General features: G+C 52.1%; 15 protein-coding genes. 4 read left to right on the top strand and 11 right to left on the bottom strand.

All coding sequences use genetic code 11. From position 1 onward, the window contains the following. The first annotated feature begins 30 nt into the window (after positions 1-30). Together treR and IB254_RS25475 are read left to right on the top strand one after the other, a co-directional pair. Positions 31-735 (top strand): trehalose operon repressor, encoded by a 705-nt coding sequence (treR, locus tag IB254_RS25480; RefSeq protein WP_192420129.1) that lies wholly within the window; start codon positions 31-33, stop codon positions 733-735. Between the two features lie 99 nt (positions 736-834). Beyond that, positions 835-3,906, top strand: coding sequence for a membrane-targeted effector domain-containing toxin (locus IB254_RS25475; protein ID WP_192420127.1), 3,072 nt, complete (start codon positions 835-837; stop codon positions 3,904-3,906). Positions 3,907-4,075: 169 nt separating this feature from the next. On the opposite strand, the gene IB254_RS25470 is transcribed toward IB254_RS25475, so the two are convergent. The 4 genes from IB254_RS25470 to IB254_RS25455 all read right to left on the bottom strand — a co-directional run bounded on the left by IB254_RS25470 (position 4,076) and on the right by IB254_RS25455 (position 9,348). Further along, positions 4,076-4,276: a transcriptional regulator gene (locus IB254_RS25470; RefSeq protein WP_192420125.1), complete on the bottom strand. Its 201-nt coding sequence runs from the start codon at positions 4,274-4,276 to the stop codon at positions 4,076-4,078. A gap of 334 nt (positions 4,277-4,610) precedes the next feature. Further along, the gene (locus IB254_RS25465) at positions 4,611-7,136 is read right to left on the bottom strand and encodes a S8 family peptidase (RefSeq protein ID WP_192420123.1); all 2,526 of its coding nucleotides are present in this window, start codon (positions 7,134-7,136) and stop codon (positions 4,611-4,613) included. 13 nt (positions 7,137-7,149) lie between these two features. Further along, a complete protein-coding gene (locus IB254_RS25460; protein ID WP_192420121.1) occupies positions 7,150-8,133 on the bottom strand; it encodes an AAA family ATPase in 984 nt (327 codons plus the stop codon). A gap of 843 nt (positions 8,134-8,976) precedes the next feature. Further along, the gene (locus tag IB254_RS25455) at positions 8,977-9,348 is read right to left on the bottom strand and encodes a plasmid mobilization protein (protein WP_192420119.1); all 372 of its coding nucleotides are present in this window, start codon (positions 9,346-9,348) and stop codon (positions 8,977-8,979) included. A 1,036-nt stretch (positions 9,349-10,384) separates the two neighbouring features. Between IB254_RS25455 and IB254_RS25450 the strand changes: the two genes are divergently transcribed. Together IB254_RS25450 and IB254_RS25445 are read left to right on the top strand one after the other, a co-directional pair. Further along, positions 10,385-11,704, top strand: coding sequence for an AAA family ATPase (locus tag IB254_RS25450; RefSeq protein ID WP_192420117.1), 1,320 nt, complete (start codon positions 10,385-10,387; stop codon positions 11,702-11,704). Then, positions 11,705-12,604 carry a DUF4435 domain-containing protein gene (locus IB254_RS25445; protein WP_192420115.1) on the top strand — a complete coding sequence of 300 codons (900 nt, stop codon included), beginning with the start codon at positions 11,705-11,707 and terminating at the stop codon, positions 12,602-12,604. A 641-nt stretch (positions 12,605-13,245) separates the two neighbouring features. Here IB254_RS25445 and repC read toward each other — a convergent pair. The 7 genes from repC to IB254_RS25410 form a co-directional block, all read right to left on the bottom strand. After that, a complete protein-coding gene (gene repC, locus IB254_RS25440; protein ID WP_192420113.1) occupies positions 13,246-14,196 on the bottom strand; it encodes a replication protein C, IncQ-type in 951 nt (316 codons plus the stop codon). Further along, entirely contained in the window at positions 14,177-15,010 is an 834-nt protein-coding gene (locus tag IB254_RS25435) for a helicase RepA family protein (RefSeq protein WP_192420111.1), read from the bottom strand. Before IB254_RS25435 ends, repC begins: the two co-directional genes overlap by 20 nt. Positions 15,011-15,013: 3 nt before the next feature. Then, the gene (locus IB254_RS25430) at positions 15,014-15,244 is read right to left on the bottom strand and encodes a helix-turn-helix transcriptional regulator (protein ID WP_192420199.1); all 231 of its coding nucleotides are present in this window, start codon (positions 15,242-15,244) and stop codon (positions 15,014-15,016) included. Between the two features lie 272 nt (positions 15,245-15,516). Beyond that, a complete protein-coding gene (locus IB254_RS25425; protein WP_192420197.1) occupies positions 15,517-16,758 on the bottom strand; it encodes a tyrosine-type recombinase/integrase in 1,242 nt (413 codons plus the stop codon). A gap of 308 nt (positions 16,759-17,066) precedes the next feature. Next, complete coding sequence (guaA, locus tag IB254_RS25420) at positions 17,067-18,644, bottom strand: glutamine-hydrolyzing GMP synthase (protein ID WP_008025547.1); 1,578 nt, start codon at positions 18,642-18,644, stop codon at positions 17,067-17,069. A gap of 100 nt (positions 18,645-18,744) precedes the next feature. After that, positions 18,745-20,214: an IMP dehydrogenase gene (guaB, locus tag IB254_RS25415; RefSeq protein WP_008042411.1), complete on the bottom strand. Its 1,470-nt coding sequence runs from the start codon at positions 20,212-20,214 to the stop codon at positions 18,745-18,747. Between the two features lie 207 nt (positions 20,215-20,421). Further along, entirely contained in the window at positions 20,422-20,970 is a 549-nt protein-coding gene (locus tag IB254_RS25410) for a hypothetical protein (protein WP_008042413.1), read from the bottom strand. Positions 20,971-21,088: the final 118 nt, after the last annotated feature.

Below are 21,088 nucleotides of genomic sequence, written 5' to 3'. Positions count from 1 at the left end.
TTGAGCACATTGCGGCACAGAGCCATCCCCATGAGTAAATACAACCAGATCTACAGCGATCTGCTTGCCAGCATCACGACCGAACGTCTGGAGCGCGGCGCCCGGTTGCCCTCCGAAACCGAACTGATGGACAGCTACCAGGCCAGTCGCGGCACCGTGCGCAAGGCCATCGAGCAATTACAGGAGCGCGGGTTCGCCCAGAAAGTCCACGGGAAAGGCACCTTTGTGTTGTCGACCGACCCGATCGAATTTCAGTTGGGCGGCATCGTCAGCTTTCAGGAAACCTATCCGCGACTGGGCAACAACGTCAGCACCGAAGTGGTCGAGTTCAGCCAGATCCCTCTCGAAGGTGCGCTGCTGGAACATATCAAGGCTGAAGAAGGCAGCCTGATCACGAGGATCAAACGCGTACGGCGGATCGATGGAAAACGAGTGATCCTCGACATCAACCATTTCGTCAGCGACGTGATCCCCGGACTATCGCGGGACATCGCCGAGCACTCGATCTACGCCTTCATCGAACAGACCCTGCAACTGCAAATCGCCTACGCCCAGCGCACCATCGAAGCCGTGCCCCGCAGCAAGGACGATCAGCAACACCTCGACCTCGACGGCCAGAGCCATGTGATCGTGGTCAGCAACCATACGTTTCTGCAGGACGGCCGGCAGTTCGAGTACACGGAATCACGGCACACCCTCGACAAGTTCTACTTTTCGGATGTGGCACGGCGCTGACCCTACAGGTTATTGAATCGCGTTTGGGTATAACTATGTAGTGCACCTCCTGCATGGAAACGGGCAATCATCGCTGCCCATTTCTCAAGGAGCGAGAGCATGTCCACCGAACAAAACACCTCTGCATCAAGCAATGCCGCCGATCAGAAAACACTCAGACTCATCGCGCCGGTCGTGGTGACAGCCTGCCCCGGTTTGCAGGAGGAAGCCCATGCGGTCGCCAGTGAAATCCTGCAAAAACACGGCATCACCCACCTGGACCCGGATCAGGTCTGGTGGCATCGCTTCAACAATGTCTCGGCCAGCAGCACCAAGGCTTTTCTGGGTTGGGAGCACGCGCCCAAACCCAGTGAATCTCTAACCCTGACGCAACTGGTGATCCACCGATACCGCGTGACCGACCAGGACGACGCCCTCGAACTGGACAGCAATGGCGGTTTTTACACTGCAGATGCGAACGCCAGTATTTACAACGAAACCAATGAAGTGCGGATGTACCCCAGGCAGGTGCTCGCGGACCTGTGGGAGAAGAACCTCAGTCAACGCTACCTGGATAAGCTGAATGCGTTTTGGGCCAGCCATTTTGATGACTACCGCACACTGGCCAAATGTAACTACCTCAGCAAAGCCGAGGCGGCGCGGCAAAACGGGCAACTCGAAGAGGAGGATTTCCAGACCGTCATCAGGGCCGTGGTCGGTGGCGCGTCGTGGCCGATCACCCTGGCTACCCTGCAAGCGCAAACCGCTACGCCTGCGGATCTTCGTGTCTGCGCGCTGGATGTCGCAGGGCATGTCGCCACCGATATTCTGCGCATCGTTGAGCCCAACGGCCGGCAGATCACCTACGTTCCCGGCGCTGCAGAACCCTTCCATGTGCATCCGACAGTGACGGACATGCACTGGTGGATGCTGCTGCAAATGAACGAAGAGCAGCCCCGTACCGAATTCATGACTCATTTCCCGATGCCGGTTCGCAAGGAGGTCCACGACAACATCACCCCGCTGATGAATCAGCTGGTCGGCACCTGGGGCAAGTACGACCACCATTTGATCAATCAAAAAGACATCACCATCAGCGGTGACGTGTTCACCTGGCAGAGCCGGGCCGTCCAGCACACGATGCTGGAAGAGGCTGACCTGACGCTGGTGAGCAATGGGCAGATGCGTAAGCAGCTATGGCTGGGTTATCTCACCGCCGGACTGCATGTATTCGGCCCGTTGGCGGTGCTTGGCTGGCCGATCGCATTGCCGGTGATTGGGGCCAGCATCGCGGCGATGGGTTTGAACATCGACAAGGCGGTGAATGGCAAAACGGCGGCGGATCGCAAGGCGGGCGTCATTGGCGCGGTGCTTGATGGCATCAATGTGCTGTTCAATATTCCGCTGCTCAAAGAGGTCAGTGTGTTGGACGAAACCGGGGCTGCGGCTGAGGCGGCAGAAGCGGCCGAGATGGCGGACTTGAACAAGACGCTCGATCCCGAAGAAACCACTGGCACGCAAGAAACGCAGGCACCCGGCGAATCAGAGGAAGTCACCCTGCAACCTGGAGAGTTGCCCGGCCCGCCCGATGAAACCGCGCAAGCGTTTGATGTACCGGAGCACTGGCAAAGCAATGAAATCCTCGAAAGCTACCCGATGGCCACCAGCGGAAAATTTCAGGGTGTCTACACACTCGACTCACAACCACCCAACGCCATCTTGATAAATGAGCAGGCTTACTTCGTACGTTTCGAAGCAGACGCCAATGGTGGCGGAACATGGGCCATCATTGATCCGCAGAACCCGAATGCCTTTACGGGTTCGATTCCCGTACGCCTGAATGCCGAAGGTGAATGGGAGCTGGCGCCGAAAAGCGGGTTGAAGGGTGGCGGCAAAGGCCTCAGCAAGCCCGCTCGCGGACCATCGCGCCCTACGGCTCCAGTGCGGCCCACTGCTCCAGTGCCGCCAAAAGTGACGGATCTCACGCACTTGACCCGATACGACGCCCCCAACGGTCGCTCGTTGAACTTCCTGGCGTTGGGAAAACAGGAAACCCATATAAAAGTCGTCAACATGCCTGGTGGGCAAATCAGAGGGCTCTCCCCCTACGAAGAGTTTGTCGCCGGACGCCACGCCGTACTCGTCAGGGATGCAAACGGATTCCAGATACCCAGGGACTTTTTTGCCTCGTTGCCTCCTCGCCCGGTCCAGCCTGCTATCACGCCATCCACAACCGTTACCGAACTCATCGAGAAGATATTCGACACAGCGCCAGGGCTGGTGGTCGGTGAAAGTCAGGATCGCATTGCCAGCATGCGGTTCCTGATCGAAAACATGCCGACGCTGGCCAGGAAAGGCGTCAAGACGATCTACATGCATCGTCTGCTCAATGACTTCAGTCAAGTCGACCTGAACAACTTCGCCGAGACCGGGAAAATGCACGGCATGCTGGAGAAGTACCTGAAACAGCTGCCAGGCGATCCTGCGGGACAGTTCACGCCACTGGAAGTGATCAAAACGGCCCAACAGAACGGCATACGAATCCAGGCCACTGATTGTTTGGCAAGTTATCGCTATACAGAGGCGACTATGACCACCTCAATCCGTCAATCCGTCAAAACCTACCTCACCCACACCATCATGCAGGCCACCCAAGCCCGCAATGGCGGTGGAAAATGGCTGGTGCTCACTGATCAGGAGAGTACTAACACGTTCCGGGGATTGGCCGGCATCAGCGAAACGGAGGGTGGTATCGGATTGCGCATCGAAGAAGTGCGACCCGATCAGAGCCTGCACCTCGACATCGATCACGGCATCGAAGTCAGTCATGACATGGCGGGGGCAGTTGGCCCGATGCGCGGCCATGTCGACACCCTGTACGCTGACATCAGCTTGCAGATGCCGACGCCATTCATTCAACGAACGCCCGATCAGGTCAATCAGCTGCTGTTCCGCCAAGGCATGTTCACCATTGAAAGCTCGGAAGAAACCCTCACGCTGATTCATCGCAGCCGCACTGGCCAGATTGTGCGAACAACTATTGAGCGAACGATGGATAACGGCTTTCGGATCAACCGCCCTGCCTGGGTCGGCGTGCATCAGGTCACCTACGCGAATCTGCTCAGCCTTTCCCACGCACTCAACCGCATGGGTCTGACACTGGAAGGACGCCTGCCCTTCGTAGCTGCCTGATACGCAAAAGGCCCCGTGAATTCACATTCACGGGGCCTTTCAGGTGTTACAGGCGATCAGTCAGATCGGGATCACTCCCACTCGATTGTAAATAATAGATAAAAACCCATAAATATCATTCACTTATGATACGAAAGGATCTCAATGCCATGAAATATGCCATATCCTGTTATGTAGACGATGGCTTGCGCTCTGCATCGGCAAGACTCCACCCTTCATCCTGCCCGAACACCTTGGCCATCTGTCGCAATAGGATAGCCAGCTCGGCAGAGTCGCCGTTTCGGCGCACTTCAATCAGCAGCTCGGCCGCATAGTCCGGATCGGCGCGGAACTGCTCGGCCATTGCCTCGTCATGTGGTCGGCATGTCATCTGGTGCCATCCTCTTTTTGAGCGGGCGGTACAATGTTACGCGATACACGCTCAGGAGCGCAGCGACTTCGGTTGTCGCTTCCCTCTCCACTATCGGCCGCCGGATAGATAATAAGTTGAGTAATTGCATGGGCTTGACCACCCCGTTCTGGCTCGTTCGTCCTGTACCGCTGGTGTACCTGAAATCACCATGGTGCGTGGCCAGAATTGGACACAGTGTCTCAGCGGTCGGCTCAGGACTGCGTACCAACCCTTGACTGGCAGCGGCAGCCGAGCTGCCTTGGTCTCGGGTTAGCTTTCAGTTGTGAGTGCTGCCAAACGAGGTTTTAAGAGATCAAACCTCAATCAGTAGATCAATTACCGTCTGAACCGGTGTGTAAATATCAACATCAGTTTCAGGAGCCTCAATAGTAACCACTAAGCTAAAACGCGCTTTCTTTCTCCAGCTCTCATCGGAAGTTTTGTATTTCCACCAACCACCAACAGGATAGACAGCAATATGCTTCATACTTGCAAGCTTAGCAGCGTCTCCAGTCCAGCAATCGGAGTGAATTGAGCCGCGCTTCCTGAGTTTTGGACCGAATTGCCAACCACTGTTATCTCCTTCAGGCCCATCATAATCTTCATCATCCTCATTGGTCAGGCCGTTCACGAACAGTTTAAAATTCGCGAGGCTTTGTTCAGGTCGGATCACTTCGAAACGTAGCCCATGCGACTGATAGCTGTATCTGCTCCTGTAACCTTTCCTCCCAGGATTAGGTTCAATAAAGTACGAGAGAGTGACCTTTAGTCTGACTTGAGTATCTTGAAGGGATTGCAGAACCTCTTCCGGCCAAGGAAGTTCGTAAAGTACCATTTCATTGAGTTTGGCGTCTGAAGATGGTGTTTCTTTCCCCGGCGTTTTTATAAAAGGCTGAATTTCTTCTTGCGAAATAAGAGTTAAGAGATTGTCGGCGCTGTGTTGGGCTTTTGCTAAATTTACAACACCATGCCCCACAGTTCTCAGCATGATCTCTTTAGAGTTAGATAAGTTATGAGCTTGTTGGAGTGCTTCATACCTTTCAAGCATACGCTGGGTCCAGCCTGCAGAATGAATCATCAAACCGCGGATCGTTTCTGGCCAGAAGTGCGGGTACTCCGCAGTAAGAATACCCGCATCTCGCGAGACTAAGCCGCTTGCTGCACTGGTGTCTTTAGTAGTTTCCAGTACTAGTCCTGCAGAGCGTCCTGATGTAGTAAGAATAGAGACGCAGTCAGCATCTGTGAGCTCTGTCTCATTAGGCGATAGAAGCCGGTTTCCCCCTTCGGCGACCACCTCTGGTTTATAAGGCGCCTGTTTACGCCAACTCCAGTTTATTGATGATCTAGATGATGGAGAAATATCACCCGGGTGGGAGAATGGAGACCAGCCCTTAAAAGTCGGATCATCTACTTCTGTGAGAAACGTGCACGCGCCCACGGTCACCGCATTCCAAGATTGAGCAGGATCCTCAATTTCAGAGAGGTGAACTTGATCCCAATAGTCCATATCCGTTCTTAAATTGGTGTTGTTGCCAGCTGAAATTATGAATAATCGCTGTTTTTCATCCTGGTACCCAGAGGAGTAGTAGTCAATTTCTGCTGACCAAGAGGAAGGCAGTCCACTTGGGCCTGACGGTTGTGCAGTCACCGCCATAGAGTAAACTCTATTCCAATTTGGGCTTTGTATCTCAATCTTGTTGGCTGTATCAATTGTTACAGCACCATACAATTCAGGATCATTGGTGCCGACTGGAGGAAAAATTCGAGCAGACTCAATATGGTATGGCGCTTCAAATACATTGTTTGAGAAAAGTAGTTCTTGTAGTTCTAACCCATATAGAGCCAGCCCTGCCTGTCGGGAGCCGTGATCATTATAAGCATTACCTGGGGTGTCAAAATGGTCCCATCGAGCATCCCAGCACTCAGATTTTTCAGTGCTGCAATTTGAAGATAAAAGAGGATTATTGTAGTTGATGCCGGTATCAAGTATACAAATTGAGGCTATGCTATCGTTATTGAAAGTAGTTCTGGCTAGTAAACTTTCTGATAGATCCTGCTGGTCTCTTGGGCCCAATGTTATGGAAATGTTTGGTGAGCACTGGGCTTTACGCAGCTCCGACAGATTTCCAATCAATTCCGGAGCTGTTTGGAGGTTGTTGGCTGATGCCCTTATTAAAAATACTGCAGACTTAAAAAAAGTTAAATACGAGTTGGATGCTTCTGCACCAATTCTTTCGGCAAGTTGATTGGCAAGTGGCAGTGGGCTGCCTAGGCGATCGCTCCAATTCATCCATACTTCCCACCAAATTATCTCATCTGCATTAGTGGGATACGCCTCGACTCTATCTGTCCAAAATGATCTTAAATTAGCTAGTTTTACTTCCTCAATGCTATCGATCAGCTTGCGGTTTTTTGGCGTTTTATTCCCTGTAGTAACATTTTCAAAGTCTTTGTCTGGATTTAAGTATGTTTCTACTTTTTTTGAGAAGTCCAACCTCTTACTGTCTGGTACAAAGATGACTGCGATCTCTCGTTCGCCTTCCAGATGCCAGCTTTGTAGGTGATAACTTTTTTTCGTATCAAGACTATCAAGCTGTAGTTGGCATTTTGGGAAACTTCGAACTTCGAGGTATATGCCACTTTCTTCAGTTAATGGCTGAACGGCTGCTTTTCGTTGACTGCCTTCGGATATTGCATTGTTATACCCGGCGAAAATTCTACCACCATGAGCCCCGCGATCTTGTGTAGGTATCAATGGATTTCTACCGACACCCTTAGGCTTGAATTTTTCTTTCTTATTGAAGCCTGGTACTACAATGTGTGGCAATCCTTCGCGCATACGGGCTTTCCGGTCAGTTATGAATATGTTTGTAAGCTAGTGCGTCAGTCAATAGTTTTGTCGTAAGATCGGAATCATGATGAAGAACAGCCTCTTTAGCTGCGTCTTCACAGGCTCTAGTGATTTCAGCGGAACTTAGACCTGTTGCCTTACCGATTACCGACGGCCAGCGAATCCCGTTAAGTTTAAACTGACTCAGCCGATTTATTATTATCTTCTTTATGTTTTCTTTGTCAGGTTTTTCAAACGGTATTATATCGTCAAATCTTCTGTACAATGCTTTATCGAGAAGCTCAGGGTGGTTGGTTGCAGCGATAATAATGCTTTCTGATGTGTCTTGCTCAACGAATAGTAAGAAGGAGTTTAAAACTCTTCGTATTTCACCGACGTCGTTTTGTGACCCGCGCTGCGTACCAATTGCATCAAACTCATCAAAAAAATAAATAGCTCGTGTTTGCTTTATATGATCAAAAACCAATCTGAGCTTTGAGGCTGTCTCGCCCATGTACCGAGTGATCAATGAATCTAAAACTATAGTATAAAGTGGAAGTTTTAGTTCGGCTGCGAGCACTGAGGCAGTTAGGGTCTTTCCTGTTCCAGGAGGACCAGTAAATAGCATTTTTCTTCTAGGGAGGAGTCCGAAATCGTGCAACTTATCTTTTTGCCGCTGCTCAATGACGATCCTATCAATTCGACTTTGAGTTTCAGAAGACAATATTAACTCGGATAGTCGTGCAGATGGATGCGAAAGCTCAAGCAATCCATTCAGCTCTTGAGATGAGCGATTAAGCTGAACTGTACTTTTTACTGAGGAGAGTTTAGGCTCAAAATTAGATGTTTGCGCTTTCTCGATGAGTCCCTTTATTTCCCCCGCAAGTTTCGTATGGCCCACGCGCGCCTCTTTCGCCGCAACCTGTAAGGCGATCGAGTAGAAGCGATGCTCGTCACGATCAATGTGACTTCTGAGTAACGCTTTAATCTGTTCGGCTGTTGCCATGATAAGTCCCGTATTACGCTAGCTAGACTTTTAATATGCTCAAGTTCACATTTCGCATGTGAAATTTAGAAGCATCTCCCTGTCACGTTAGACATCAGCATTAAGCTCACGATCCCCTCCTTAGGTGTCTGAGGCGCTGCCTGAGGCAGGCGTCCTCGTATGTTGGTAAATTATGACAGCTCTCTCACTTCAGCAACATGACTCAATGATGGGTGGTCCGCAGCGGATTGCGCACGACACCGCTGAAGCCCTTGATCCACTTGATTTCATCTCCAAGGGCCTAAAGCGCTTTGTTTCACTTATTTCAAAACCCGAGACCAAGGCAGCTCCGCTGCCGAAGCGTGCCGAGGGTTGGTGGCACAGTATTCCTGGATGAACCTTGGTGCAACGACTCCTGTTAGCTAGTGAGCTCGGGAGCGGTTCGCAGATTAGGGATGGGGCTACGAGTCCGTAGTATCGGCCGTGCCGACAGGACCGACGATGGCTAGAGGTCGGGGCCTCTCGACTTTCCAATTTGAAACTGGCCGTAGTAGCTTGCGGTTTTGTTTACGCAGTGGCCCATTGCTGCCGAGACGTCGTCTTGACTGAGGTGCGTAGCGCACTTGAGATCGCAACCGAAGTCATGACGAAGGCAGTTGGGGGTCAATCTAGGGCCGTACGGCCAGAGTTTTTACCCATTGAGCACATGGCCAACCTCAAACGCGAAATTAAAAAAATCAATAACTACCTATGCTTACGATTGTAGGAACTCAGCCTAAATCGCTAGCGACATACTGCCAGATCAGAAGTAGCCTTTAAAAGGCACCAAAAAGGAAGTGCAGAAATTAGCCATCAAGGACCTTTTCATTTTCCTTCATATACCACCTTGCTCATAATCGCCCTTACCTCCCCTTGCAGCTCGCGAAATTCCACCATTAGGGCGTGCACATCTATCGCTCTTTCCCCCTGACCACGCTTTTCGAGAAGCATCAATTTCAATAAGCCCGCGACTCGCCCAAGGTCGCCATTGACCTTGGCAAGGTCTGTTACGGCCGCCAGATCCACCACAGACCGTACTGGGTAGTTCAATCCCACCGCACGCAAGTAGCCAGATCGAGACAAACCGCACTCTTTTGCGCGGATGGCAATCTGCGATTTTTCCTCATCATTAACCCAAACCTCAATCGGCTTACCGCGTCGGCGAGCTTTTGTTTCTGCTGGTTGAGGGCTAATCATGGAGTCGCTCCTACTATGTCGATTTTGATTCAGTCGCGGCAGCGACGGTGGGCCTCGCAGAGCAAAATCCCGTCGAGCCGAAGGCGAGTAAGGCAAGGTGTTGGGAGGGGAAGGGCGAAGCCCGTACCCGTACAACACACATCTTGCCGTCCAGTTCTACGCGATTTTATGCAATGAAATTACAGATACCAATTGACTAGTGCCCAATCGCATAAAATCGCATTGATTCGCATTGATTCGCATTGATTCGCATTGATTCGCATTGATTCGCATAAAGTCGCATTGATCACAGTCCCATTTGATTCCTACCGATTGATAGCACCAAAAGGAAAGGCATCCCGCTCTGTCTTTCTGTCATCGAGAAGCCTTACTGCTTGGGGCAAAACTTTGCGGGACACTGGCCTGCGCTTTGAGCAATTTGCGAGGCGATGAGCGCCTTGGGCATTGCCAACACTTTGGAACCTTTTTGCCGTCTTCTGCGGCCTATAGCTCGTGCTAAGGATGTCCTTCCCCACTACCCTTCCCTTTGGTGGGTAATCGCACTGACTTGACCACCCGTTTGCATTCGACCTAACCAAACATTTGCACCGGATTTGACCCGCCCCGTTAGCAAACATGACCGGCAGTGAAGGGCCAAAAGCTGTCATTTAGGAAAGGCCGGAAACGATCCATCGCTGACGGTCGAGATGGTCAGCTTTCGACGAAGCAATAATTCGTTGTCTATGAGATCCGTGATGCCTCAATTTATGTGGCGCGTGGCCTTGCCTCCACACCATGACCCTCTTTGTGTGGTAGGTTTTTCAATCCATCGACTCGATAATGGCAAAGCGGTATCGTAAGAGGGTTGCACCTTTACGGCACCTAAAAAGAGAATGCACAGTGGGCGCGCCAAATAATAGTGCTATAGAACTACTTACGGTGCCCCCTCATGACTTGGCAGAGCTTTTCGCCGCGAAGATGGCTGCTCCCCCTCGAATAATCCCTCACTCATCTATAACTATTATTTCAAAACTTTTTTGCAAATAGAGGATCGAAATTGAATATTATAAAGGTGTCCATATCAAAGCTATTCGGTATCTTTGACCATGAGATTCCATTTAATCAAGAAAGTGGCGTGACCATAGTTCTTGGGGAAAACGGGATTGGTAAAACAAAGATATTAGAAGCCGTGAACGCTGTATTTAATAACGATTACAATTTCTTAAGCGAATTAGACTTTGAAAAGTTAACCATCTACTTCGACAATAAAGAATCCTGGGAGTTTTCCAAGGCTGTCTCTGATGAGGACTCCGCTCTTTACGTATATAGACGGAGTACGAACTCAAAATCCAAGCCGGAAAAAGTTTTTAGTTACGGAAGAAAAGTTGGTTATGATGTTCGACATCTGCGTACTATTGAAATGCAGTTGGAGAATTTTCGTAATGAAATGATGCATGGCAGCCGCACATACGAAGCCAGAGATCTGCAAAGAATGATGCTGGAACGTGAGTATGTGGAAAGAAATTTAGTTCACAACCGTGAAAAGACAATACCTCTAAAATGGCTAATCGACGAATCAAAAAAGATAAATGTTAGGTTGATTGAAACCCAGCGCATAATAACGCGCAACGAAAGCGCAAAAGACTCCTACAGGAGCATGGTTACGCAATGTTCTAACGAGCTAAAAGATCTCATTTCAAATGCAATCAAATCGTCCGCAGATATTACTTCAGCGCTCGACAGTACGTATCCCAACAGGCTGGTAAAAAACCTTAGGGAAAAAACGGATTACACATATGCTCAGCTGAATGAGGAGCTGTCAGATTTAAATGAAAAGCGAAAATACTTATCAGCGGCAGGATTAGTGGTCGATGCGCAAGACTCTGAGCTTGCAGTTATTCAGGATGAACATAATGACCTTATAGTCATATCAATGAAGCAATATGTTGAGGATAGTAAGCTAAAACTTGAGCCGTACGAAAATCTTGCAAAAAAAATAAGCCTCTTCATGAGTATTCTTAGCAGTCGATTTAAGCACAAAAGGTTGAAAGTCAGTAAGGAAGACGGGCTAGAGTTCACATCCATTATAAACGACAAAAATAATAAACCGATAGAGATCGATCTAACAAAGTTGTCTTCGGGGGAGCAGCACGAGCTAGTTTTGTTTTACAAACTTATCTTTAATTCAACCCCCGGCGATCTGATTCTCATTGATGAGCCTGAGCTTTCATTGCATATTTCTTGGCAGAATCAGTTTATTGACGATTTAAAGCGCGTTGCAGAAATTAATAAATTCACTGCAGTAATTGCAACGCATTCGCCAGACATCATTTCCTCCAACTGGGATCTGCGTATTGAGTTAGAGGGGATTGAGTAATTGGAACAGCATATCACTCCTGAACGAATTGCCAATTCACTTATGCAGGATACACGATTTAAAGGTACTCATGTTTTGGTGGAAGGCATCAAAGACTTAAAGGTCTACACAAAATTTTTCAATCGCGAGGAAGTCAGGCTAACTCAAACAACAGGCAAATACAAACTTAGAGAAGCGTATGGGATTTTATCTTCTAGGGGGTTCACGAGAAAAATCGCGATTAGGGACGCGGATTTTCTGCGCATCAAAGGAAACATAAAATTTGACCAGGACTTCAAAGACGATATTTTTGTGACGGATGGACATGATTCGGAAGTGATGATGATCATGGTTGATACATTGGAAGACTTGTTATCGGTCGGAGTAGATCAACAAATACAACGTGCTTTTGAGGAAAAAGCGAACTCTACGATAAAGAAAGTAGTATTGGATCTCGCCTACCTGACCGGCTGCCTTCGACTTGCTGATAAAAAAGAAAATCTTGGCCTGTCTTTTAAACCAGCGTCACCAGATGGAAATAGAATAAGGTTTAAAAAATTTATATGCGAAAAAACTTTTTCCTTAAATATAGACCAGATGATTCATATCGTCTGGGAGTATTCAAAGAATAGACAAAAGGTAGTCAGTACAAAGCAGGTGATACGTGCAGCGTTTGACAAAATTCTTCTACAGGAAAATAATTATGAAGATATGATTAATGGGCATGATGTTGCTGAAATAGTCTGCATTATTGCCTCGGTAGCTTTAAAAAGCAAAAGCAATATTTTTCAACATCCAGACCGAGTTGAAGAGTCATTGGCACTTTCCTTTGATCGTGGCAAATTTAGAAAGACTAATTTATTCCAGAATATCAACCGATGGCAGGGTGAACGCAATCTAGTTGGTTTGTTTTCAGACTAGGAAGTAAAGATCTTTGGCATTGCGAAGTTAATTTTTGCTTTTGCATGATCTCTGCTAACCATGGGCAGATTGCTGTTTTTGTACAGCAATTTTCCTTCGGAACGTATCCGATGATAGCTGTTAACAAGTAACAACTTCGATAGAACTTTCCGCGCTTGGCCGTTTTTTGCATGCCACCACCGGCAGATTTGGGTCGTTCTTTGCCGGTCATGGCCACGCAGCGTGATTGTCAAATCCGATGCAAATGATTGGTCAGGTCGAGTGCCAATGGGTGGGCAGATCTGTGCAATTATCCATTGTGAGCAATTTCCGGAGTGTAAGAACCCCTACCGTGCACCAATCCCTTGAAAGCGCCGTTGATGGCTCCTCCGGTCTCTTGGTAAGCACAACGAACAATCCAGCCCACGGCCTTTCCTTTTGGTGTCCAAAGGCCGTAGGCCGATCAAGTTGCAAGTGATGGGCTGCGCCTCGAGGCGCGGCGCTTCGCGCGCAGAGTAGAAGCTTCTTAGAACTTCTTAGAGCGGAATTTCGCGAAAGGACTGGAAGCCAGACAGAGCACGATTTTGCGCCCATATTTGGCACGTGACTTATTTCCACCTCGGCCGGGGGTAGTTTCCACATAGGCCGGGGGATGTTGCCACCTAAGCCGGGGCTTGAGTTAAGTCGTGATACTCGCTAGGCGTCTCACAACCTGAATACTGTTCGATTAGTGGCATACTTTTTGGGCGGCTGACCAGCACTAGCCCACTGCTCATCTGGTCGATGGACCAGCCATAGCCGCCATGCAGGCTCCGTGTTTGATCCGCGATCTCGTGCAATGCCGCCCGTAACTGGTCGCGCTTCTTGCTACGGTCTGAGGCGGCGAATCTAGCCCAAGCCGCACCGCCCCAAACATGCGGTGCAATGGTATCGAGGTGTGCCCCGTTTCCGTTACCCAACGCCCGACCTAGCCGGATATTCGAGCACAGCCAGGCATGTAGAATTTTCGCCACTCCTGTCTCCAGCTCGTTGCGCTCGAACAGTGAGACTTTGACATACTGCCCATGAAACACTGCATCCGTTAGACGCGGATTTGCTGCGACGTGAATTTCCCCGGTTTTATGGTTAAAGCTGACAGAGATCAGGTTGCACCGCCGGTCCCATCCCGTTTGGCGGTTAATCTCCCGAATCTGTGTATTGGCCAGACGATTCAAGCTCTCTTTTGCCGCCTTCAGTGCCCGCCCACTCTCAGGGTCTTGATATCCAGCGTCAATAAGTAGACTTCGCAGGCTGGTGCGTTTGCTCGCCAACGGAGCGCCGTCATCTTGATTAAATTCCAACGCAAGGCGTAGCTGCTTATTGATTGGCCCGGCTGAGGTGCTTTCGATCACAAGCTTTGCAATACCAAGCTGAGCCGTCAGGGCGTACAGAATTGACTGATCATCGGCTCCAAGTTGCTCAAACCCCTGAAATCCGATCTCTAGCTTACCGAAGCGGCGCGGCTCGACGAGCAAGCGTCCTCGTTTTTTACCCTTGGTAGGCACGAACAGCCCGTCAAAGACGTGGGCGGGGTCAAGTAGGGCGTAGGCTGGTTTAATATGTCGCTGCGACAAGTCGCGCCCTCTTGGCCTTGGGCTGTTTCTCCAGCACGGCGGGCTTCAATACACCGCCCTCATTCCGACGGAACCAACGCTCCTGAAAGGGTGTGCCGTAGTTGGCTTTGCTGACACCATAGCGGACAAAATACCCACGCTGACTGTCCTCGACTCCCCACTCCTCAGACTCGCTCTGCGTCATGCCGGACAGATACGATTGCCACCGGATGTTATCGACCAACACGGACGACCCACGACTGGCCTGCTGCTGGTCGCCTGCGTTCATCATGGCCGCGCCCTTACTGGTGTGGTGCAGAAACACGATTGAGCAACCGGTCTCGGCGGCGATAGCCTCCATGCGGCCGATGATCTGAGCCATCGGGCCGCTGGAATTCTCTTCCTCGATGTGGAACCGACGCAAGGTGTCGAGCACCATCAGGCGACGGCCCTCACCAGCTCGCCTAAGCCAGTCGAACCAGTTAGGCTTCATGATGTTGGGCTGGCTGCCGATCAGCGGCTGGATGACCAGGCCAGCGGCAACCACTTGGTGCTGCTCGTCACTGAGATACGCCCCTAGAGCATGCAACCGATGATGGATAGCGGCGGTAGGATCTTCGGCAGGCAGATAGATCACCGGACCAGTGGGTAGCTCGCCCAATCCCAAGAGATCAGGGCCACCGGCGATCTGTGCGGCTATTTGCAAGGCCAGCATGGATTTGCCGACACCGCCGGGCGACACCAGCGCCCCGACCGTACCGCACACCATGCTAGGCAAAACGTAATCCAGCGGTGGCGGCTTATTCTCGAACGCTTTTCGTAGGTCAATAGCCACAGTTCAGGCCCCCATTCCGGGGCGGGGGGCTGGGCCGGATTCCTTACAGGTATCGATCCATGCCTCAATTTCGGCCAAATCCCACACGACTTTACGACTGCTAAGAGCGATGCGTCTCGGGAATTTCCCTAGTTTCTCAAAGTTGTAAATCGTGCGCTCGCACAACGGAATTATTGCCAGCAATTGCTTCTTGCTAATGAGAACCTTATTCCCTTTTCTCGATTCTTTCTCCACACCGAACTCCTCGTTTTCCGCATATCGAGGTTCGATTATTGCCCCACAATTCCAGAGCTTTCCAGCAAAAATTAATAGTTTTTTATCTTTAATATCAATCACTTACTGCCCGTAAAACGTCTAGTTTCTGGACAGGAAAATATATCCAGACGTCTGTTTTTAGAGGAATTTTTCCCTCAGACATTTCAACAATAAAATGTGTCCCACAAACGGACCATTGCGGACAGAAAAAAACCCACAAATGTGGGCTTTTCGCTACAAAAGCAGAGGGATCACTGCGCGCTTAAAGCATCACGAAGAACAAAATCAGCTCTCTGGACGTGTTTTTTGCACGTCCATTCATCAATCATGTCTGCCCAGTCCTGAAGCATTGCCCGGCGCTGATCCCGGTATTCAGCCTTGTTGTAGACGGCCCGCACGCCCTTCTGCTCGTGTGCAAGGCACTTCTCAATCCAGTCTGAGTTGTAACCTGCTTCGTGCAGCAACGTGCTTGCTGTCCGTCTCAGATCATGTGGTCCGAACTTACTCAGTGGCTTCCCTTCTTTCTGCGCAAGCCGATAGGTCAGCGTCAGCACCTGATTGATTGTTGCGGTGCTCATTGGCAAGTCAGAATCGTAGCGAGAGGGCAAGACGTAATCCGAGCCACCGGCAAAGGTCTTCAATGCAATGAAGAAATCCAGCGCCTGTCTAGATAAGTACACCAAATGGGGGTTACGCCGCTTCATCCGCTCTTTCGGAATGGTCCACAGAGCTTCGCTAAAATTGATCTCGTCCCAGGTGGCGTTGGTCAGCTCACTTTTGCGCACCATGGTGAGCAATAACAGCTTAGCCGCAGCTCTCACAGAGGAGGCGGTGCCGATGCGGTCCATGTATTGGTACATCAACGCGATTTCGTCGGGGCCCAAAGCGCGGTCACGGGGCTCAAATTTAGCGATGCTTGCAGGACGTACCAGATCGGCCGGATTCTCGACCTTCTGGCCACGCTCAATCGCCCATCGAAACACCTGCATTACGATCTCGCGGGAGTGTACTGCTGTTGCTGGCGCACCTCGCTCCACGATTACATCGGTAAGTGTTCGCAGATCCTCATGGTTGATTTCTACCAGTTTCTGATTGCCAAATTGCGGCTTGAGCTCGCGCTCGTAAACAGATCGGCGCATATCACGTGTCGAGTCGGCCATTTGATAGCCGCGTAGCCATTTCTCGGCCCACGCATCAAACGTTTCTGCACCCTTGGTACGAGCCTTAGCACGGGCCTTTTCTTTGGCTGGTGACTTACCGGCCGAAACCATCTTTTTAGCCTCACCCAAGCGCTCTCTAGCTTCCGCAAGTGTGATGCCGCCCACGCCATAGCGACCGAACGTAACGGTCTCCTGACGGCCGTTGATGGAGTAGTTGTAGCGAAAGGAGATTGAACCCGCAGGAGTAACAGCCACGTAAAGTCCGTCGCGGTCGTTCACCTTGTAGAGTTTTTCTTTCGACTTGAGGTTACGTAGCTTGGTATCGGTCAGCATGGAGGTCACGTATTCCACGTAAAAAATACCATGCTCAGAAAAGCACTCACGCATCAGGAGAAAACCCAATGAAACCGGGCAGATGATGAGGTTTGATACCATGTCCCTCCCTACTGAGGCGACATGGTATCGAGCATCGAGCATGGCATTGGGCTCAGTTAATGCCCCGTACCATGCCACACAAACACGGTGCTTGGCGATGCGCAAATTTGCCAGAATTTGCCAGACCCAAAAAGCCAAAAGCCCGCAATTACGCGGGCTTCAGGGCATTTCTTGCTAGGTGGTGCCGGACAATGCCGGACGCCCAATCATTCCCACTCAATCGTCGCTGGTGGCTTGCTCGACACGTCGTAAGTGACGCGGGAGATGCCTTCGATTTCATTGATGATGCGGCCGCTGACGGTTTCCAGCAGTTCGTAAGGCAGGTGAGCCCAACGCGCAGTCATGAAGTCGATGGTTTCCACGGCACGCAGGGCCACGACCCAGGCGTAACGACGGCCATCGCCTACAACGCCAACCGATTTCACCGGCTGGAACACCACGAACGCCTGGCTGACTTTGTGGTACCAGTCGGCCTTGCGCAGTTCTTCGATGAAGATGTGGTCGGCGCGACGCAGCAGGTCGGCGTATTCCTTCTTCACTTCACCGAGGATCCGCACACCCAGGCCCGGGCCCGGGAACGGGTGACGGTAGACCATGTCGTACGGCAGGCCGAGTTCCAGGCCCAGACGACGGACTTCGTCCTTGAACAGCTCGCGCAGCGGTTCAACCAGCTTGAGGTTCATTTCTTCCGGCAGGCCGCCCACGTTGTGGTGCGACTTGATCACGTGCGCCTTGCCGCTTTTGGCGCCAGCCGACTCGATCACGTCCGGGTAGATGGTGCCTTGGGCGAGGTACTTGATGTTGTCCAGTTTGTTGGACTGGGCATCGAAGACGTCGATGAAGGTACGGCCGATGATCTTGCGCTTCTTCTCTGGATCGCTTTCGCCAGCCAGGTTGTTCAGGAACTGGTCTTCAGCGTTGGCGCGGATCACCTTGACGCCCATGTTCTCGGCGAACATGGCCATCACTTGCTCGCCTTCGTGCAGACGCAGCAGGCCGTTGTCGACGAAGACGCAGGTCAGCTGGTCGCCAATGGCTTTGTGCAGCAACGCGGCAACCACCGAGGAGTCAACGCCGCCGGACAGGCCGAGCAATACGTTGTCGGTGCCGACCTGGGCGCGAACCTGGGCGATGGCGTCTTCAGCGATCTTCGACGGCGTCCACAGTGCTTCGCAGCCGCAGATCTCGAGGATGAAGCGCGACAGGATGCGACCGCCCTGCTTGGTGTGGGTCACTTCCGGGTGGAACTGCACGCCGTAGTAGCGCAGGTCGTCGTTGAACATGCCGGCAATCGGGCAGCTCGGGGTGCTGGCCAGGATGTGGAAGTCCTGCGGCATTTTGGTGACCTTGTCACCGTGGCTCATCCACACGTCGAGGCCGAACAGGCCGTCGGCGTCGATGTGGTCTTCGATGCCATCCAGCAGCTGGCTCTTGCCGACCACGTCGACACGGGCATAACCGAATTCACGCAGTTCGGAACCTTCGACCTTGCCACCCAGCTGTTCAGCCATGGTCTGCATGCCGTAGCAGATGCCAAAGACCGGCACGCCCAGGTCAAACACCGCTTGCGGGCAGCGAGGGCTGTTGGCTTCGTGCACGGACTCGGGACCGCCGGCGAGAATGACGCCTTTTGGAGCGAATTCGCGAATCGCTTCGTCGTCCATGTCGAACGGATGCAGTTCGCAGTACACGCCGATTTCACGCACGCGGCGGGCGATCAGCTGGGTGTACTGGGAACCGAAGTCGAGGATCAGGATGCGGTGGGCGTGAATGTCGAGGGCCATGATTCAGTCTCGTCTAAGTAATTCAGAAACAGTCGTGATTCAGAAACAACTCGGGGCTGAATCGAACAGCCCCGGGTTACTTAACGTTTTGCTTGAAGGCTCAACCTACGCGGTAGTTTGGCGCTTCTTTGGTGATCTGTACGTCATGAACGTGGGACTCGGCCATACCAGCGCCGGTGATCCGCACGAACTCAGGCTTGGTGCGCATTTCTTCGATGTCGGCACTGCCGGTGTAGCCCATCGAGGAACGCAGGCCGCCCATCAGTTGGTGGATGATCGCGCTCAGGGTGCCCTTGTACGGAACACGCCCTTCGATGCCTTCCGGAACCAGCTTCTCGGCGCCTGCCGAAGAGTCCTGGAAGTAACGGTCGGAGGAACCTTGAGCCTGGGACATGGCGCCCAGCGAACCCATGCCACGGTAAGCCTTGTACGAACGACCCTGGAACAGTTCGATCTCGCCTGGCGCTTCTTCGGTACCGGCGAACATCGAGCCCATCATCACGCAGGAAGCACCGGCGACGATGGCCTTGGACAGGTCACCGGAGAAACGGATGCCGCCGTCGGCGATCAACGGAACACCGGTGCCTTCAAGGGCAGCGGCGACGTTGGCGATGGCACTGATTTGCGGGACGCCGACACCGGCGACGATACGGGTGGTGCAGATCGAGCCAGGGCCGATACCGACCTTGACTGCATCAGCGCCAGCTTCGGCCAGGGCCTTGGCGGCAGCGCCGGTGGCGATGTTGCCGCCGATGACCTGCACTTCAGGGAAATTCTGTTTGACCCAGCGAACGCGGTCGATCACACCTTTGGAGTGACCGTGAGCGGTGTCGACCACCACCACGTCAACGCCGGCATTGACCAGCGCGGCAACGCGGTCACCGGTGTCTTTACCGGTGCCGACCGCAGCGCCTACGCGCAGACGACCTTGATCGTCCTTGCTGGCCAGTGGGTAAGCCTTGGCTTTTTCGATGTCTTTGACGGTCATCATGCCTTTGAGGGCAAACTTGTCGTCGACGATCAGGACTTTTTCCAGGCGGTGCTTGTGCAGCAACTCGCGGACTTCGTTCTTGTTGGCGCCTTCACGGACGGTGACCAGACGCTCTTTAGGCGTCATCACTTCACGTACGGTGGCTTCCAGACGGGTTTCGAAGCGCACGTCACGGGAAGTGACGATGCCGACCAGGTCGCCATCGTGCAGTACCGGAACGCCGGAGATATTGTGCATGCGGGTCAGTTCGAACAGATCACGAACCGTGGCGTCAGCCTCGATGGTGATCGGATCCTTGACGACGCCGGCTTCGAACTTCTTGACCTTGCGAACTTCGGCAGCTTGCTGCTCGATGGTCATGTTCTTGTGGATAATGCCGATGCCACCTTCCTGAGCCATGGCGATTGCCAGACGGGCTTCAGTAACGGTGTCCATGGCGGCAGAAACCAGAGGAATGTTCAGCTCGATGCCACGGGTAAGGCGGGTCTTGAGACTGACTTCGTTAGGAAGCACCTCGGAATAACCGGGCACTAGGAGAATGTCGTCGAATGTCAGAGCTTCTTGGCTGATACGCAGCATCGCGGGGGCTCCCGAGCGGGAAAATGGAAGCGCGCCATTATAGTCAGACACCCCCTCGGGTTCAATGTAAAACTCTGTCTATTATCGACGTAGTGATCGACGGGAGATTTTAAGAGCATCGCCAGCAAGCCGGCTCCTACAAAAACACCGTCGATCTGTAGGAGCCGGCTTGCTGGCGATGAACGATAACGCGGTCTCCCGGACGTATTACAACTCGACTTTCACCCAGCTCACGGGCTGATCCAGCCAATCGGCAAACTCATCGATAAAGCTCTGCTTGAACCCGGCCTCGGCCCAGTTGTTGAAAATGAACCCCAGGTTGGAAAACCCGCACTCCTGCAAAAACAGAAAGCCGTTGATGTCATCTTCATGCCCGCATTCGGGACAGGTGAAGTTATCGGTACGCCCCGGCATCCAGTCTTCGAGGCTTTCGAACAGCGCTTCGCCGATTTCCTTGCGGCACTCGGCGCAACCCGCCTCCCCCAGAAAACCTTTGGCCGGCGTATAAATGCAGCGTTTGGTAATGATCTCCAGGCCATTGACCGGCTCGCCGAACGGCAGCGCATCCGGGTGCAGCACCACGGCGCGGGCACCGTCGGCGATCGCGTGCCCCATGCGGTTGCCGGTTCGGCCGCAAGTGGTCAGCTCTTCCTTGATGATGTCCTTGCGCACCAGCCACCGCACGACCGCCCGGGCCCGGGGTTCGTGCACCGGCAGCGTGGAGATTTTCGGGACGATGATGCTTTGGGAATTCATGGGTACAAGCCTGCTGCGTCAAATGGATATTCTGCGGTGCGCCGTCCGACGCCTTCGCGGGCAAGTCGGGTCGCCGCACCGCTCGCTCCTACAGGTTCTGCGCCTGCCTTTGTAGGAG

The sequence above is a fragment of the Pseudomonas sp. PDM03 genome (genome assembly GCF_014852385.1).
Taxonomy (GTDB): domain Bacteria; phylum Pseudomonadota; class Gammaproteobacteria; order Pseudomonadales; family Pseudomonadaceae; genus Aquipseudomonas; species Aquipseudomonas migulae.
This window is presented reverse-complemented; position numbering and strand designations above follow the sequence as displayed.

Bases quoted from the DNA above. Each gene is read 5' to 3' on its own strand.
- treR (WP_192420129.1), top strand. From the start codon at position 31: ATGAGTAAATACAACCAGATCTACAGCGATCTGCTTGCCAGCATCACG.
- IB254_RS25475 (WP_192420127.1), top strand. From the start codon at position 835: ATGTCCACCGAACAAAACACCTCTGCATCAAGCAATGCCGCCGATCAG.
- IB254_RS25470 (WP_192420125.1), bottom strand. From the start codon at position 4,276: ATGACATGCCGACCACATGACGAGGCAATGGCCGAGCAGTTCCGCGCC.
- IB254_RS25465 (WP_192420123.1), bottom strand. From the start codon at position 7,136: ATGCGCGAAGGATTGCCACACATTGTAGTACCAGGCTTCAATAAGAAA.
- IB254_RS25460 (WP_192420121.1), bottom strand. From the start codon at position 8,133: ATGGCAACAGCCGAACAGATTAAAGCGTTACTCAGAAGTCACATTGAT.
- IB254_RS25455 (WP_192420119.1), bottom strand. From the start codon at position 9,348: ATGATTAGCCCTCAACCAGCAGAAACAAAAGCTCGCCGACGCGGTAAG.
- IB254_RS25425 (WP_192420197.1), bottom strand. From the start codon at position 16,758: ATGCTGACCGATACCAAGCTACGTAACCTCAAGTCGAAAGAAAAACTC.
- guaA (WP_008025547.1), bottom strand. From the start codon at position 18,644: ATGGCCCTCGACATTCACGCCCACCGCATCCTGATCCTCGACTTCGGT.
- guaB (WP_008042411.1), bottom strand. From the start codon at position 20,214: ATGCTGCGTATCAGCCAAGAAGCTCTGACATTCGACGACATTCTCCTA.
- IB254_RS25410 (WP_008042413.1), bottom strand. From the start codon at position 20,970: ATGAATTCCCAAAGCATCATCGTCCCGAAAATCTCCACGCTGCCGGTG.